The sequence below is a fragment of the Roseateles aquatilis genome, assembly GCF_002205645.1.
Lineage (GTDB): Bacteria > Pseudomonadota > Gammaproteobacteria > Burkholderiales > Burkholderiaceae_C > Roseateles > Roseateles aquatilis.
Genome location: NZ_NIOF01000019.1, coordinates 26,243 through 40,610 on the forward strand (window position 1 = coordinate 26,243; position 14,368 = coordinate 40,610).

The window sequence follows — 14,368 nt, forward strand, 5'->3', positions numbered from 1 at the left end:
CGCGACCGCGATCCGGGCCCGCGCCGAGGGCCGACTCGTGTCCCTGCCACTGTCGACCGGGTCCGCGCGCGGGCCCGGGTCCCATGACCGCCGGATCCCGAGGGGATCCGGCAAGGAGCCACTGATGATGACTTTCAAGATGACGACGACCGCCCCCCTGCGCCCGATCGGGCGCGTCGCCCTGGCCGCGGCGTTGCTGGCCGCCGCCTGCGGCGCGCAGGCGCACCAGATCTGGTTCGAGCGCGACGGCCGCGCGCTGACCTTCCGCTACGGCGAGCTGGACGTGAACATGCACGAGGTCTCGCCCGGCGGGCTGGACCGTTTCGTCGAGCTGAAAGGGACGCTGGTGTCCGCCGCGGGTGCCAGGCCGCTGGTGATGAGCAAGGCCGCGGACGCCTTCGTGCTGCCGGAGCTGAAGGAGGCGCCGGGCGCCGGCACCACGGTGACCGCCATCGACCTGCAGTACCCGATGTTCGACACCAAGCGCGACGGCAAGGCGCTGCGCACCTACTGGGTGCCGGCCACGCGCTGGGTCGCGGATCTGAAGGCGCGGGCGGCGTCGCTGCCGCTGGACATCGTGCCCACCGGCGTGGAGCAGGGCGGCCGGGCGGAGTTCCAGGTCGTCTACAAGGGCGATCCGCTGCCGGGCGCGAAGATGGCGCTGGTCACGCCCGCCGGCTGGACCCTGAACGCCACCAGCGACGCCGACGGCAAGTTCCGCTTCCCGCTGCCGTGGAAGGGCAACTACGTGATCGGCCTGTATTACGTCGACGACGTCACCGGCGAGCGCGTCGGCCCCGCGGGCAAGGAGGCCTATCAGCTGGAGGGCTACAACTCCGCGCTGTCGTTCCAGCGCGCGCAAGGCCTGGCCCCGCTGCCGGTGGCCGAGAAGACGCTGCCGGCCTCGGTGCTGGCCGATATGGCCAAGGCCAAGGCCGCGGCGGCCGGACAGAAATAAGCGGCCGGGCGGCACCCGGCTCACATCCGAGAAGAGACACACCATGACCACACTGACCAGCCCCAGCGGCGCCGCGACCAGGGCGCGCACCACGGCGCCCCCGGGCGCGCTCGCCGCGCACAAGAAGCGCATCACCTCGATCGACGCGCTGCGCGGCTTCGTGATGATCATCATGCTGCTCGACCACGTGCGGGAGACGCTCTACCTGCACCTGCAGGTCACCGATCCGATGACGGTGCCGGGCACGCCGCCGGAGGTGTTCTTCTCGCGCCTGGCGGCGCATTTCTGCGCGCCGGTGTTCGTGTTCCTCACCGGGCTGTCGGCCTGGCTGTACGCGAATCCCCCGGGCGGCACGCCGCGCGACGTGCGCGGCTACCTGGTCAAGCGCGGCCTGCTGCTGATCCTGCTGGAGGTGACACTGGTCAACTTCGCCTGGAGCGGCAACTACCACGTGCTGTACCTGCAGGTGATGTGGGCCATCGGCTTCAGCATGCTGGCGCTGGCGCTGCTGTCGGGCCTGCCGCGCTGGGCGCTGGCGGCGCTGGGCGTGGTGATCGTGGGCGGCCACAACGCGGTGGCGGGGGTGATCGTCGCCGCGGACAGCGCCTGGTATCCGCTGTGGACGCTGATGCTGCACCGCGGCTGGCTGGTGGCGGAGGGCGCGCTCAAGGTCAAGCTGACCTATCCGGCGCTGCCGTGGGTGGGCGTGATCCTGCTGGGCTACGCCTTCGCGCCGCTGTTCACGACGGCGGTGGACGCCGCGAGGCGCCAGCGCGTGCTGCTGCTGACGGGCGCGGCGAGCCTGCTGCTGCTGCTGGTGCTGCGGGGCTTCAACATCTATGGCGAGAACGCGCCCTGGACATCCGGCGCGACGGCGGTGGAGACGGCGATGTCGTGGCTCAACTTCACCAAGTACCCGCCCTCGCTGGACTTCGTGCTGATGACGCTGGGCGGCGGGCTGCTGATGCTGGCGGCGCTGGAGCACGCGGACAACGCGTTCACGCGCGTGTGCTCGACCTTCGGCGGCGCGCCGATGTTCTATTACATCTTCCACCTCTACGTGCTGATGGTGTCCTACCGCATCCTGCTGGCGATCTTCGGTCCCAACCAGGGCACGCGCTTCGGGGTCGACGCCGATTCGTTCTGGATCGTGTGGGTGGTGTGGCTGGCGATGCTGCCGCTGCTGTACGTGCCGGTGAAGGCCTTCGGCGCCTACAAGCGGCGCTCGACGCAGGCGTGGGTGCGCTACTTCTGATCGAGGCGGCGGGGTCGCGCCGCCGCGGCATCTTGTGTGCCGCGGGCGGCCGATTCCGCAATTCGCTGCCGTGGCGGCGGCGCTGAACGGCAACGCATCCAGGCACGAGGCCCCTATGCTGGATCCCATGCTCGACCTTTCTCTCGCGCCCTCGACGCCGCCCGGGACGTCCGCGGCATCCGCCCGGTCCACGCGGCCGGCCCGACCGACCTCGTCGCGTCGGTCGATGGAGCCGGCGTTGCACCACATCGACGCGCACCTGGGCGAGCCGCTGCGGCTGGAGGCGTTGGCCGAGCTGTGCGGCCTGAGCGTGTGGCGCTTCGCGACGGTGTTCCGGCAGCGCATGGGGCTGTCGCCCTACCGCTACGTCAGCGAGCGCCGGGCGCGCCACGCGCAGGACCTGCTGCGCCAGGGCGTGCCGCCCGCGCGCGCGGCCAGCGAGGCGGGTTTCTACGATCAGAGCCACATGAATCGTCGGCTCAAATTGCTCTGCGGTCTGACGCCGAGCGAGGCGCGCCAGCCCGCGCCAGCGCGGTGAACGTGGGCGCGCTGGACGGCTTCGACGCGATCGAGGCCGGCCGACAGGGGCAACCCGGCCTGGACAGCGAGGAGGGGCCGCAGGGCTCACAGGGCAAGATGACCGACACCATCGACGATCTGCTGCCGGAGCTGGTCCGCTTCCGGCGTGACCTGCACGCGCATCCGGAGCTGGCCTTCGGCGAGCACCGCACCGCCGGCCTGGTGGCCGATGCGTTGCGCGAGCTCGGCCTGGAGGTGCATGAGGGCGTGGGCGGCACCGGCGTGGTGGGCGTGTTGCGCCACGGCGAGGGCCGCGCCGTCGGCCTGCGCGCGGACATGGACGCGTTGCCGATGGAGGAGCGCAGCGGCCTGCCGCACGCCAGCCTGTTCAGCGGCATCCACCATGGCTGCGGCCACGACGGCCACACGGCGATGCTGCTGGGCGCGGCCCGCCACCTGGCGCGCACCCGCGGGTTCGCCGGCACGGTGAACTTCATCTTCCAACCCGCCGAGGAAGGCAAGGGCGGCGCGCTGGCGATGGTCAAGGACGGGCTCTTCGAGCGGTTCCCGTGCGACGCGGTCTATGCGCTGCACAACTGGCCGGATCTGCCGGCGGGCCAGGCGCGCACGCGGCCGGGCCCGATCATGGCCGCCGCCGACCGCTTCGACATCACGATCAAGGGCCGCGGCGGGCACGCCGCGATGCCGCACCGCACGCCGGACGCGGTCCTGGCCGCCAGCCAGATCGTGGTGCAGCTCAACACGCTGGTGTCGCGCCGGATCGATCCCGGCGAGTCGGCGGTGCTGTCGGTCACGCGCATCGAGGGCGGGCATTCCCACAATGTGATGCCGGCGGAAGTGGCGCTGACCGGCACCGTCCGCAGCTTCGACGCGGTGAGCCAGGACGCGATCGAGTCCGCGCTGAAGGACAGCGTCGAGGGCTTGTGCCACGCGGCGGGCTGCGAGGCCGATGTCGTCTACACGCGTTATTACCCGGCGACGGTCAACACCGCGGTGGAAGCGTCGCTCGCGCTGCGCGCGGCGGCGTCGGTGGGCCTGGTCGCCGAGGTCGCGGAGCGGCCCGCCTTCACGTCCGAGGACTTCGCCTTCATGCTGCGCGAGCGGCCGGGCGCCTACCTGTGGCTGGGCCAGGGCCCGCGCCGGACGGGCGAGGCCGACTACCGGCCCTTGCACCATCCCTGCTACGACTTCAACGACGCGGTCATGGCGCACGGCGTGCGCTGGTTCGTCGCCGTGGCGGGGCTGGAACTGGCGCAGGTGCCTCGACTGGCTTGAGCGTCTCGCGCCGAACCCGGTCTCAACCGCCCCAAACGGCCACCACCTGCACGACCAGGATCTTCACCACCGTCATGGACGGAAAGATCATCGCGTAGCCGATGTCCGGCTTGTCCGTCGGCGCGATCCGGTTGGCGAAACCCAGGATCGCCGGATTGCCCGTCACGCCGGCCACGATGCCGGCCGCGGCGTCGAAGGGCATGCGGAACAGGACGAGCGCGATGAGCAGCGTCACGGCGACCAGCACGGCCACGATGGCGCTGCCCAGCAGCAGGTAGAGCAAGCCGCTGTGCGCGATGGCCGCCGCGAAGGTGGCACCCGACGAGATGCCCACCACCGCCAGGAACAGCGTCAGGCCGAAGTTGCGCAGCACCAGGTTGGCCGACACCGGCATCGCCCACTTCAGCCGCCCGGTGCGGCGCCGCCATCCCAGCAGCAGCGCCACCAGCAGCAGCCCCGCGAAACCCAGCGAGAACCGGCCCACGAAGGGCAGCGTCCAGGCGATGGCGCCGAAACCCAGCCCCAGGGTCACGCCGACGCCCACGCCGATGTAGCTGATCTCGCCGGTGCCGCGCACCGAGTCGCCGAAGATGCGCGACAGGGCGGGGAAACTCTCGCGCGGCGCCAGCACGCCCACGCGGTCGCCGAACTCGAACTGCCGGTCGGGAAGCGGATCGAGGTCGGCGTCGCTGCGGCGCAGGTGGAGGATGCGCGCGCCCAGTTCCGGCGGCAGCGCCAGGTCCGCCAGCCGCTTGCCGGCGACCCGCGGGTTGGAGATGAAGAAGCGGGTGTAGTCCAGGTCGCTGCGATCACGCAGCATGCGGCCCGGATGGGACGGCCCGAAACGCAGCGCCGCATGGCGCAGGGCGACCTGGTCAGTGCCGGTCAGCAGCAGCACGTCGCCGCGTTGGAGCTCCGTGTCGTCGTTGGCCGCGAGGTTGTGATGCCCGCGCCGCAAGGCCGCGATCGAGACCCCGCGCGGCAGGTTGCGCGCCGCGTCGGCCAGGGTCATGCCGAACACGACGAACTCCTCGACGGCCACCTCTTCGGCATGCATGACGGACGCGGGGCGGCGATCGACCTTGGGCTTCGCGATCGCGTTGTAGAGGCCCAGCATCAGGATGGGCACCGCCACGCCGACGGGATACGCGACGGAGTAGCCGGTCGCCGGGTTGGTGCCGAACACCGTCAACGCGGCCTGCAACGCGGCCGTGCTGGTGCCCGCGCCCGAGAAGGCGCCCAGGGCCTCGGCCAGCGCCACCCCGGGCAGCCAGTGCACGGCGCCCAGGGTCAGTCCCAGCGCCGCGGCCACGGCGACGAGGGCGGCGATATTCGCCTTCGCGCCCTCGGCGCTGGTGAGGCCGCGCAGGAACTGCGCGCCGTAGGCGATGCCCACGCCGTACAGGAACAGCATCAGCCCCACGTTGCCCAGCAGCGGCGGCAACTTGAGCTGGGGCGCGGCGGCGCCGACAGCCAGGCCCACGAAGAGCACCGCGCCCGACCCGAGCGCGAATCCCTTGATGTTGACGGCCCCCAGCAGATAGCCGACGGCGATGGTGAAGAAGACCGCCAGCAAGGGCTGCGCGGCCAGGAAGTTGCCAATCGATTCCATGAGAACGGGCGGTCGCGCGGTTGAGGAGATAAATTCAGTCTAATGGCCTTGGCAAGGTCTGCATAACCCCGCGGCAGTCGCGGCGAGTCAGGCAGACCCGTCCCAGGGGACGGATCCGGCATCCTTCAAGGGGAGAACGCACATGAGAACCGCAGTCTTCAGCACGCGCCGTTACGACAAGTCCCTGCTGACGCAGGCCAACGCGGAGGCCGAGGCTGGCCACGACCTCGTGTTCCGCGAGGACCGCCTGACGCTGGACACGGTGGCGTTGGCCGCGGGCTGCCCGGCGGTGTGCGTGTTCGTCAACGACAACGTGGATGCCGAGGTGCTGAAGCAGCTCGCCGCGCAGGGCACGCGCCTGGTGGCGACGCGGTCCACCGGCTACAACCACGTGGACGCGGAGGCCGCGGAGCGGCTGGGCATCGAGGTGGTGCGGGTGACGGATTACTCCCCGCACTCGGTGGCCGAGTTCGCGGTGGGCCTGCTGCTGGCCGTGAACCGCAAGATCGCGCGGGCCAGCGTGCGCACGCGCGACGGCAACTTCGAGCTGGACGGGCTGATGGGTTTCGACCTGCACGGCAAGACGGTCGGCGTGATCGGCACCGGCAAGATCGGGACCATCTTCGGCCGGATCATGGTCGGCTTCGGTTGCACGGTGCTGGGCCACGACCTCTATCCGAGTGCGGCGTTCGAGGCGGCCGGCGGGCGTTATGTCGGGATCGAGGAGTTGATGGCCCGCAGCGACGCGGTGTCGCTGCATTGCCCGCTGACCGACGAGACCCGCCATGTGGTGAATGCCCGCACCCTGGCGGGCGCGAAGCGCGGCGCGATCCTGGTCAACACCAGCCGCGGCGGCCTCGTGGACACGGAGTCGGCGATCCAGGCGTTGAAGACCGGACAGCTCGGCGGGCTGGCGATCGACGTCTATGAGCAGGAGGCGAGCCTGTTCTTCCAGGACCTGTCGTCCACCATCATCACGGACGACGTGATCCAGCGTCTGGTGTCATTCCCCAATGTGATCGTGACCGGGCATCAGGCGTTCTTCACGCTGGAAGCGATCGGGCAGATCATGCGGACGACGATTGAAAGCATCAGCGCGTTCGAAAAGGGGGAGGCGTTGGTGAACAGGATTCCGAGAGGATGAGGCACAGCGGCGCACCGCGTGTCGTGAAACGAGTCAATGCCCGAGCAGCAGCGAGATGTCGCGTATCGGGGGATTGCCAAAGGCTCGTCGATACTCACGATTGAACTGCGTCACGCTTTCATATCCCACGCGGAACGCGGCGGTGCCGGCATCCAGCGCCTCGGTCAGCAGCAGTTTGCGCGCCTCGTGCAGTCTGACCTGCTTCTGATACTGCAGCGGACTCATTCGGGTGATGGCGCGGAAATGGTGGTGGAACGTCGATACGCCCATGGCCGCCATTTGGGCGAGCGTTTCGACCTTGACCGGTTGGGCGTAATGCTCGCGCAACCAGGTGATCACCTCCGCGATCCGGTAGTGTTTTGTTCCGAACATCGCGATATTGCGGAGCTGGCCACCGACATGCCCGGTGAGAAGCCGATAGATGATCTCGCGAGAGATCAGCGGTGCGACGATGGGGATGTCCTTGGTTTTATCGGCGAGCGATACCAGGCGCACGACGGGATCCAGTAGTTCTGAGGTTATCCGGCCCAGCGTCATCGCGGATCCGTCCGACTCAACGGGCATCTTGTGAAGATCGATGTCGCCGGCGACCTCCCGGACGATGTCGAGGTCGAGTTTCAGCAGCAGCGAGAGGACGGGGTGGGATTCACTTCCGCCCAGTATCTGGGTGATCGTCGGAAGATCGACCGAAGTCAGCATGAATTGCCCCGCGTCATACTCGTAGACTTCAGATCCGAGGATGACCCTCGTCCGCCCCTGAACCATCACCGAAAGGCTTGGTTCCAGAAGCGTGCAGGCCGGCGTACATGCTTCGTCACGCCGATAGAAAGACAGCCCGGGCACCTGGGAGAGGTGGTCGCCGGGTCGAGGCAAGTGCCGAACCACCTGCTCGCCCAAGCGTCTCTGCAGAGGCAGACAGGCCTCGGTGTCGATGGAGGCGTCAGCCTGTTTCGCATTCAATGAAGGCATTACCCATTGTGCTCTCGGCCTTTGTCGAGGTGCAAGGGAATAATGGTCCGATCAAGAGGATTGGGCAATCCATCCAGAGAATCGTGCTCACCAAGGCGAGTCGCATCGCGGTACGCTGAGGAAATATTATCTCTGGGGATGTGGATTTAGTATGAAGACAATCGGATATGCCATCCAGGCTTGGCTCATCCATGAAATCGGAGTCAAGAAATCGTGATGAAAACTGCTCTCGTGACCGGCGCATCGTCGGGGATCGGCGAAGCGACGGCGCGTCAACTCGTCAGCGACGGATACAAGGTCTTCGCCGCCGCCCGGCGGCTCGACCGAATGAAGTCGCTTGAAGCTTTGGGGGTCACGCTTGTTCCGCTCGACCTCACGAACGACGCCTCGATCGTCGCGGCGGTGGCGGAAGTCGAGCGCGCTGCCGGCGGGCGGCTCGACGTGCTCGTCAACAATGCCGGGTATGGCAGCTATGGCTCGCTGGAGGATGTGCCGATGGACGAGGCCCGTCGCCAGATCGAAGTGAACTTGATGGGCCTGGCGCGGCTCAGCCAACTCGTCATTCCGCTCATGCGGGCGCAAACGTCTGGAACGATCGTCAATATCACTTCGGTCGGGGGCAAGCTCGGCGAGCCATTCGGTAGTTGGTATCACGCCACCAAGTTTGCGGTGGAGGGGCTCTCCGATTGCATGCGGATGGAACTCAAACCATTCGGCATTCGCGTGGTCGTGATCGAGCCCGGCGCCATCCGTACCGAATGGAATGAAATCGCGCGCGACAGCTTGATTGCGCGATCGGGAGCCACGCCGTACGGACCTTATGCGCAACGCCATGCCGCGATGCTGGGAAGCGCCAACGCTTCGAGCATGGCCTCTCAGCCCGACATCGTCGCGCGGACGATCGGCAAGGCAGTGGCGGCACGCAATCCGCGCCCGCGCTATGCAACCGGCGGCGGCGCCAAGACGATCGTGTTTCTGACCTGGCTGCTACCTGATCGACTGCTCGACCGCCTGTTGTGGCGGATGTCGCAGAGCATGGGCTGACTAGTTGGCCGCTGGAGTTCCAGGAGCGGAAGCGAGTAGGGACGAAAGCTCGCGTACACCGGTTTGGGTTACTCGGCCGATGGACGATGGATCAACTGCTCTTCCGCTTCGCGCAACAGCACTGCCTTCGTCCGGAATCCGGCGCCGTCGATGTATTCGCCGGTCTCATCGTCCACCAAAGCCATGACCTCCTTGGCACGGGATGGATTGTTGAGCCGCAGCATCAAATCGGCCAACCTGATCGCCGACGATCCCAGGAAGTAATACGTCCCTGTCTTCGATGCCAGCGCAATGTCGTGTTCGAAGCATTGCGCCGCTGATTCCAGCTTTGCCTCCCGCATCCGCAATGATCCGAGCATGTAGTAGTCGCCGGGTTCCATATCGTGGCGCCGCTCTATCTCCAGCCAGCAGTCAGCGGCTCGTTCCAGCAACTCGCATCGAGTGTTTACCTGCGCAGCAAGACGCAGATTCGTTGAGGTGAGTTCATGCTTGGACACCTTGCGGAGCACCCTGCGCGCCTCTTCGTATCGCTGTCGTCTAGCGAGGTCAAGCGCGAAGACTAGCCATCTTTCTGTGGAGCTGAAACGTTTTGGCATAGATCGACACCGCCTGAGCTCCCAGTTCAACAGGCCATTAATAGAGTTTCACCTCAAGCACGAGAGGTGATACACGATGCGGAATCTGCGAGGTCGTCAACAAATTTGACAACCCAAAAATATCTTGCTTCTTATATCCATTGAGGAAGTCACTCCCATCGAAATTCTCCCAGTAAAATTCCGCCGGAACAACGATGTGTGCCATGTCGGCAAACAGGAAAGACTGACTCCAAAGCCCACCGTCGCCGGTTCTGTCGTCCAACACCTCCTCTTCATCAGGAAATCCGCAGTTCCAGTAATTAACCCCATGCCGGAGCGAAGTATAGGTGGTGAATGCACACCAGGAGTCGCTGAGAAAAGGCTGTGAAGCTCCCTTTCCCAGATGTCGACGACACGTCTGCAAGAAAATCTGCCATTGTGAATTAGTCATGATATTTCCTCTTCGTTATGGCTTCGCGGGATCATATGGGAATTGGATCGACTTTGCCGCCAGATTGGGTTTTGCGTGAAAGTGAGGGCATGGATGATCATCATCTGCTGGATGTTCCACTAGTTCACCACCTTGAGGGCTTCGCCATCCATAAGGCTCTTTGCCGATACGCTGCCTGAACTTTGTATATTCAATCTGAGCCGACCTGGTTCGAGGTTTATTGTAGGCATCCCAGTCGACCATATACCAATCCGAGGAAATGTTGGCGACTGCCGCAGCATTGAAATATGCCTGTGTTCTAGACGGATAGTGGCTGCAATCACATTCGCCCTTTTTTGATGTGGATGATGCAGACGAAGAGGAACTTGTGCCTGTACTCCGATTCGGTCCTACGCCCGGTGGATAGTCCTGATCAATATAGATAGGCGGCGTACGCTGGCACACCACACCAAAGGGCGAGGCAACGCAATTCGCTTGCAGCCCTTGCGGGTCGAAACTGTCCGTGGGATTTGCTCCCACATAGGCATACGTGTTGATTCCGCCGTGCAGTCCAATCGGATCACTCTGCGCATACCTCCCCGTCGTCCCGTCGTAATCCCGGAAGTAGTTGTAATGCAATCCCGACTCGCTGTCGAAGAATTGCCCCGGGAAGCGAAGGTTGAAGACGATCGGCGCGAGGCCAGTCGGCGCCGTCTCCGCCGCCGTCGATCCGAAAGGCTCGCTGATCCAGCGCCAGCGGATGGCGTTGTTCTGATCCACCAGCAGACGCGGCGCGTTCAAGTGGTCGGCGTAGGCGTAGAGGATCTCCGGCGCGGTCGCCGTGCCGCCGTTGAGCATCGCCACCGGCAAGTCGCCAAGCCACACGTACTCCTGGGACGGCCCGGTCGCGTAGTACTCCCCGAGCAGTTGCCCCTGGAGGTCATAGGCGAAGTACCTCATGCCCGCGCTGTGTTGCTTGTGCACGCGCTGCCCGCCCGCGTCATAGCGGTAGGTCGTCGTGTAGGCGCCCTGGGTCAGCGACCCCAATCGGTTGTCCAGCCGATACGTCGCGGTGTACGCGCTGCCGTTGTCGCTCAAGGTATTTCCCGCCGCGTCATAGCCGAAGCTGCGCGTGGGATTGCTGATCTGCGAAAGGCGATTGCTCGTGGTCTCGGTGGTGTAGCTCCGGGCGGTGCCGTTGAGCGTGACGCCGGTGCGATTGCCATTGGCGTCGTAGCCGATCGTCCATGACGCCGAGGGCGTGATCACGCCCGTCAGGCGTCCCAGCTCGTCGTAGCTGAAGCTCTGGTTCAGCGCTTGCGCACCGGCCGTGGCCAAGCCCGTGTCCGCGTCGAGATGCGTGTAGCTGACGATGCGATCCGCCGCGTCATAGGTCAGGTCGCGGACGTAGCCGCCCAGCGGGTAGCGCACCAGTCGGCCATAGGAGTCATGCACCCGCTCCTGCAGCTTCGTGCCGCTGGTCATGTGCATGAGCCAGCTCCGCACGCCGCCGAAGGGCTCCCACTGGATCTGGCTGATCAACGGCTGCGCGGCGCTGGCCGCGTCCTTGGCCAGGCTCATGCTCGCCGGCAGGCCGTTGTCGTAGACGATCGTCAGCACCCGACCCGACGGGTAGGTGATGCGGGTGATGTGACCCGCACTGTCGTAGCCGAAGCGCGTGGTGTGGACCATCGTGCCGACGGTCTGAATGGTGGTGATCACCCGCCCTTGCGCGTCGTAGCCGTACTTCGTGTTGCCCGAAGTGCCGGTGGCCGTGGTCAGCCGGCCGACGCCGTACCCGAAGTCACCGCCGCTTTGGTCGTAGGTCCACGTGTAGTTGAGGCTCGCCTGCCCGCTTTGCGAGTACACCGTCGACGTGAGCCGATTGAGCGCGTCATAGGCATGCGTCGCCAGCACGCCGCGGCTGTCCGTGCGCGTGAGCAGGTTCCCCGCCGCGTCGTACGTGCTGTTGGCGATGCCGGTATCCGGGCTGTTGAGCTGTGTGAGATCACCCAGACCGTTGCGCTGATAGGCCGTCAGGAGATTCCGTGGATCCTGGACCTGCTTGAGCTGGTCCTGCCCGTCGTAACCCAGCGTGGTGACGCCGCTGCGCGCATCGGTGCTGGCCTTGACCCGGTCCAGCGGGTCATAGCTGTTGGCCGTCGTGAAGCCGAAGCCGCTCACGCCCTTGGCCTTGATGACCTTGGTCGGATTGCCCTTGGCGTCGTACTCGTAGTCGACGACCGGGGCAGGGGAGGCGGGCGGCGGCGGCAGCGGTGCCGCATGGGCGGCCATCGAGACCAGCGCGGCCATCGGCGCCGCGAGCGATGTCCAGCAATGGCGGTGCTTGCGCTTGATGCTCATGGCCTCACTCCCTGCCCGTCGTTTGCTGCGCGCGACCCAGCGCATCGAACACGCGGCTCATCGTCCGCTTGAGCGTTCCCGTGGGGTCCTTGACGTCTTCCCTGGTCCGGTTGCCGCTGTTGTCCAGCGTGTATTCGATCCGGTTGCCGAGCGTATCGGCGATGGCGGTCAAGCGACGCGCGCTGTCGTATTCGTAGCTCACCGCGCTGCCGTCCGCCTGCGTCGTGCGCTTGAGCAGGCCGGTGGGCCAGTAGTCGTAGGCGGTGGTCTCTCCCACGGTCGTCACGCTCTTCAGGCGTTGGCGAGCATCGTAGGCATAGGTGGTGCCGATGCCGTTGGCGTTCACCATCTCCAGCGGCAGCCCATGGCCGTTGTAGCGAGTGAAGGTCGTCGCATGCCCCGCCGCATTCGTGGACGACTGCAGGTCTCCCTTGGCGTGATCGGTGGTGGCATCCGGGTAGTACGTTCGCGTGTCCACGACCGTGCCTCGCGCGTCGGTTTCCGTCAGCACCTGACCCGTGACGTCGTAGGTCCAACTGGCTGTGCGTGCGGGCACGCCGGACTGCGGCACGGCGCCGAAGCCCGACGCGCCCGTCTCGTCGGTCGTCGCCTGCTCGACCTGCTTGCAGAGCACGACGATGGGCTTGCCGTCGGGCAGCAGCGCACCGGCCGGCGCGCAGGACGCGATGGCATTGGCGGCGAAGGGATCGGGCTGACCGTTGTAGACGGAAGTGACGATGCGCCGCGGCTCGGCGGTCCTGACGGGCAAGCGCCAATCCGGGTGCCACTCCTTGCTGACCTTGCGCGCCGGCGCGGTCACCGTCGCGCCGCTCGCCAGCACCGACGCGCAATCCGCGCCCGCGGCCAACCCGTCGACCCTGGAAGACTCCAGGTGCCGACCGGCGACATACGCGTGGCACGACTGCCCGCCGTTGAAGTCGACACGCCGGACGACGTCGCCGTCGGTGTTGCGGTCGACGGAGGAGCTCGTCAACTGGCGCTGGCGCCCGTCGGCATCGGTGATGGTCGCCGTCAAGGGCGCCGGCAGTCCGACGACGCGGTGGACCAGCCCATCCGCGGCGTCGTAGGACTCCGAGTAGCTCCAGCTCGGCGGCGTCGCCCACGCCACCGTCAGCGGCGATCCGGTGGAGCCGACGCGCGACGAGATCGCGCGCCCATCGGCGTCATAGCCGTAGGCACCCATGACCGCGCCGTTCTCGTCGATCGTCGAGGTCAGCAGCAGTGGGCGTCCGGGCTGCTCGTAGGTGAACCGCTTCACCTGGCCGTCCGGGCCCGTGCTCGAGCACCGACGTGGCACGCGGGGCATTGCGGTTGAACCGCTTCCATTCACCGTCGCCGCGCTGGTACTGGAACTGGCCGGTGCCGCCCGCCCATTCACCGGCCACGGCCTTGTGCAGATTGCTGAACCAGACGCTGCCGAAGGAGTCGGCGCCTTGTCCGTCCAGCGTCGACCCCAGCACCTTGCGCAGCGGCACGTAGGAGGCCCGCAACGCATGGCCGCGGCCCCAGCTCAGGATCGCCTCGGTCTGCACCTTGCGGCCGTCGAGCGGCTGGATCGGATTCGATTCCCTGGGGGCGCAGTAGGGCGGCGGCGTCACCGTCTTGATGGGCTTGCAGGCGCCGACCGACGCGACCCAGCTCTGGCCGTTGTAGTCCCCGCACTCCTCGGCGATGACGAAGCGGCTGTTGGTGTCGATGGTGGACACCTCGCCGCTGTAGAACACCGTCCGTTCCTTCACCGCATAGGTACAGGAGTACAGCGGCGCGTTGAACGGATGCGTCACGTCGGCCCCGGGGCCGCAACCCTGCCAGGTGACGGTCGTCTGCAGGGTGTAGTTCGAGCCTTCCCGAACCGAACTGATGTACGCGGTCGCCTCCGCGCGCACCTGGGCGCCGGCCTCCGCGGGCGACTTGAAGCATCGCTCGCCGACATTGGAGTGAGCGCCGAAGTCGCCGAGCGCGCGATACACGAAGTCCCGGAACAACCACGGACGCCAGCAGCTTTCCGCCTTCGCCGCGACACCGGTCATCGTCAGCGCCATCGCGACGCCGACCTTCAAGATAGAGACGGTCAAGACGAAATCCCCCTGACGGCTGGCTGCCGCTTCGATTGCCGACGCCTGGGGGCCTGCGGCCTTGTGCCGCATGATCAGAACGATCGGTCGACGTCTTCGCGCCGGT

At 66.4% G+C, this 14,368-nt stretch carries 13 protein-coding genes; 6 read left to right on the forward strand and 7 right to left on the reverse strand.

From position 1 onward, the window contains the following. The first annotated feature begins 124 nt into the window (after nucleotides 1-124). The 4 genes from CDN99_RS25230 to CDN99_RS25245 all read left to right on the forward strand — a co-directional run bounded on the left by CDN99_RS25230 (nucleotide 125) and on the right by CDN99_RS25245 (nucleotide 4,028). Entirely contained in the window at nucleotides 125-958 is an 834-nt protein-coding gene (locus CDN99_RS25230; RefSeq protein WP_202820321.1) for a DUF4198 domain-containing protein, read from the forward strand. A 43-nt stretch (nucleotides 959-1,001) separates the two neighbouring features. Beyond that, nucleotides 1,002-2,213, forward strand: a complete 1,212-nt coding sequence (locus CDN99_RS25235) for an acetyltransferase domain-containing protein (RefSeq protein WP_088388017.1) — start codon at nucleotides 1,002-1,004, stop codon at nucleotides 2,211-2,213. A 238-nt stretch (nucleotides 2,214-2,451) separates the two neighbouring features. Beyond that, a complete protein-coding gene (locus CDN99_RS25240) occupies nucleotides 2,452-2,751 on the forward strand; it encodes a helix-turn-helix transcriptional regulator (protein ID WP_238139702.1) in 300 nt (99 codons plus the stop codon). Between the two features lie 98 nt (nucleotides 2,752-2,849). Next, a complete protein-coding gene (locus tag CDN99_RS25245) occupies nucleotides 2,850-4,028 on the forward strand; it encodes an amidohydrolase (RefSeq protein ID WP_088388194.1) in 1,179 nt (392 codons plus the stop codon). Nucleotides 4,029-4,050: 22 nt separating this feature from the next. On the opposite strand, the gene CDN99_RS25250 is transcribed toward CDN99_RS25245, so the two are convergent. Next, nucleotides 4,051-5,640 carry an aspartate:alanine exchanger family transporter gene (locus CDN99_RS25250; protein ID WP_088388021.1) on the reverse strand — a complete coding sequence of 530 codons (1,590 nt, stop codon included), beginning with the start codon at nucleotides 5,638-5,640 and terminating at the stop codon, nucleotides 4,051-4,053. 142 nt (nucleotides 5,641-5,782) lie between these two features. Here CDN99_RS25250 and CDN99_RS25255 point away from each other — a divergent pair, with 142 nt between their 5' ends. Next, nucleotides 5,783-6,784 carry a 2-hydroxyacid dehydrogenase gene (locus CDN99_RS25255; protein WP_088388023.1) on the forward strand — a complete coding sequence of 334 codons (1,002 nt, stop codon included), beginning with the start codon at nucleotides 5,783-5,785 and terminating at the stop codon, nucleotides 6,782-6,784. Between the two features lie 33 nt (nucleotides 6,785-6,817). Here CDN99_RS25255 and CDN99_RS25260 read toward each other — a convergent pair whose 3' ends face one another. Continuing rightward, entirely contained in the window at nucleotides 6,818-7,753 is a 936-nt protein-coding gene (locus CDN99_RS25260; RefSeq protein WP_088388025.1) for an AraC family transcriptional regulator, read from the reverse strand. 216 nt (nucleotides 7,754-7,969) lie between these two features. Between CDN99_RS25260 and CDN99_RS25265 the strand changes: the two genes are divergently transcribed. Continuing rightward, on the forward strand, nucleotides 7,970-8,797 hold the full coding sequence (locus CDN99_RS25265) for an oxidoreductase (protein ID WP_088388027.1): 828 nt from the start codon (nucleotides 7,970-7,972) through the stop codon (nucleotides 8,795-8,797). 68 nt (nucleotides 8,798-8,865) lie between these two features. Here CDN99_RS25265 and CDN99_RS25270 read toward each other — a convergent pair whose 3' ends face one another. From CDN99_RS25270 to CDN99_RS28805, 5 genes are all read right to left on the reverse strand, one after another. Further along, complete coding sequence (locus CDN99_RS25270) at nucleotides 8,866-9,294, reverse strand: hypothetical protein (protein WP_141100982.1); 429 nt, start codon at nucleotides 9,292-9,294, stop codon at nucleotides 8,866-8,868. 136 nt (nucleotides 9,295-9,430) lie between these two features. After that, nucleotides 9,431-9,823, reverse strand: a complete 393-nt coding sequence (locus CDN99_RS28480; RefSeq protein ID WP_141100983.1) for a hypothetical protein — start codon at nucleotides 9,821-9,823, stop codon at nucleotides 9,431-9,433. A 15-nt stretch (nucleotides 9,824-9,838) separates the two neighbouring features. Beyond that, a complete protein-coding gene (locus CDN99_RS25275) occupies nucleotides 9,839-12,166 on the reverse strand; it encodes an RHS repeat domain-containing protein (protein ID WP_158218958.1) in 2,328 nt (775 codons plus the stop codon). A gap of 4 nt (nucleotides 12,167-12,170) precedes the next feature. Beyond that, the gene (locus CDN99_RS25280) at nucleotides 12,171-13,445 is read right to left on the reverse strand and encodes an RHS repeat domain-containing protein (protein WP_158218959.1); all 1,275 of its coding nucleotides are present in this window, start codon (nucleotides 13,443-13,445) and stop codon (nucleotides 12,171-12,173) included. Next, nucleotides 13,351-14,334: a hypothetical protein gene (locus CDN99_RS28805; RefSeq protein WP_158218960.1), complete on the reverse strand. Its 984-nt coding sequence runs from the start codon at nucleotides 14,332-14,334 to the stop codon at nucleotides 13,351-13,353. Before CDN99_RS28805 ends, CDN99_RS25280 begins: the two co-directional genes overlap by 95 nt. Nucleotides 14,335-14,368: the final 34 nt, after the last annotated feature.

Excerpts from the sequence above, each read along its gene's own strand:
- CDN99_RS28805 (WP_158218960.1), bottom strand. The coding sequence starts at position 14,334 with ATGCGGCACAAGGCCGCAGGCCCCCAGGCGTCGGCAATCGAAGCGGCA.
- CDN99_RS28480 (WP_141100983.1), bottom strand. The coding sequence starts at position 9,823 with ATGACTAATTCACAATGGCAGATTTTCTTGCAGACGTGTCGTCGACAT.
- CDN99_RS25255 (WP_088388023.1), top strand. The coding sequence starts at position 5,783 with ATGAGAACCGCAGTCTTCAGCACGCGCCGTTACGACAAGTCCCTGCTG.
- CDN99_RS25245 (WP_088388194.1), top strand. The coding sequence starts at position 2,850 with ATGACCGACACCATCGACGATCTGCTGCCGGAGCTGGTCCGCTTCCGG.
- CDN99_RS25230 (WP_202820321.1), top strand. The coding sequence starts at position 125 with ATGATGACTTTCAAGATGACGACGACCGCCCCCCTGCGCCCGATCGGG.
- CDN99_RS25250 (WP_088388021.1), bottom strand. The coding sequence starts at position 5,640 with ATGGAATCGATTGGCAACTTCCTGGCCGCGCAGCCCTTGCTGGCGGTC.
- CDN99_RS25235 (WP_088388017.1), top strand. The coding sequence starts at position 1,002 with ATGACCACACTGACCAGCCCCAGCGGCGCCGCGACCAGGGCGCGCACC.
- CDN99_RS25275 (WP_158218958.1), bottom strand. The coding sequence starts at position 12,166 with ATGAGCATCAAGCGCAAGCACCGCCATTGCTGGACATCGCTCGCGGCG.
- CDN99_RS25260 (WP_088388025.1), bottom strand. The coding sequence starts at position 7,753 with ATGCCTTCATTGAATGCGAAACAGGCTGACGCCTCCATCGACACCGAG.
- CDN99_RS25265 (WP_088388027.1), top strand. The coding sequence starts at position 7,970 with ATGAAAACTGCTCTCGTGACCGGCGCATCGTCGGGGATCGGCGAAGCG.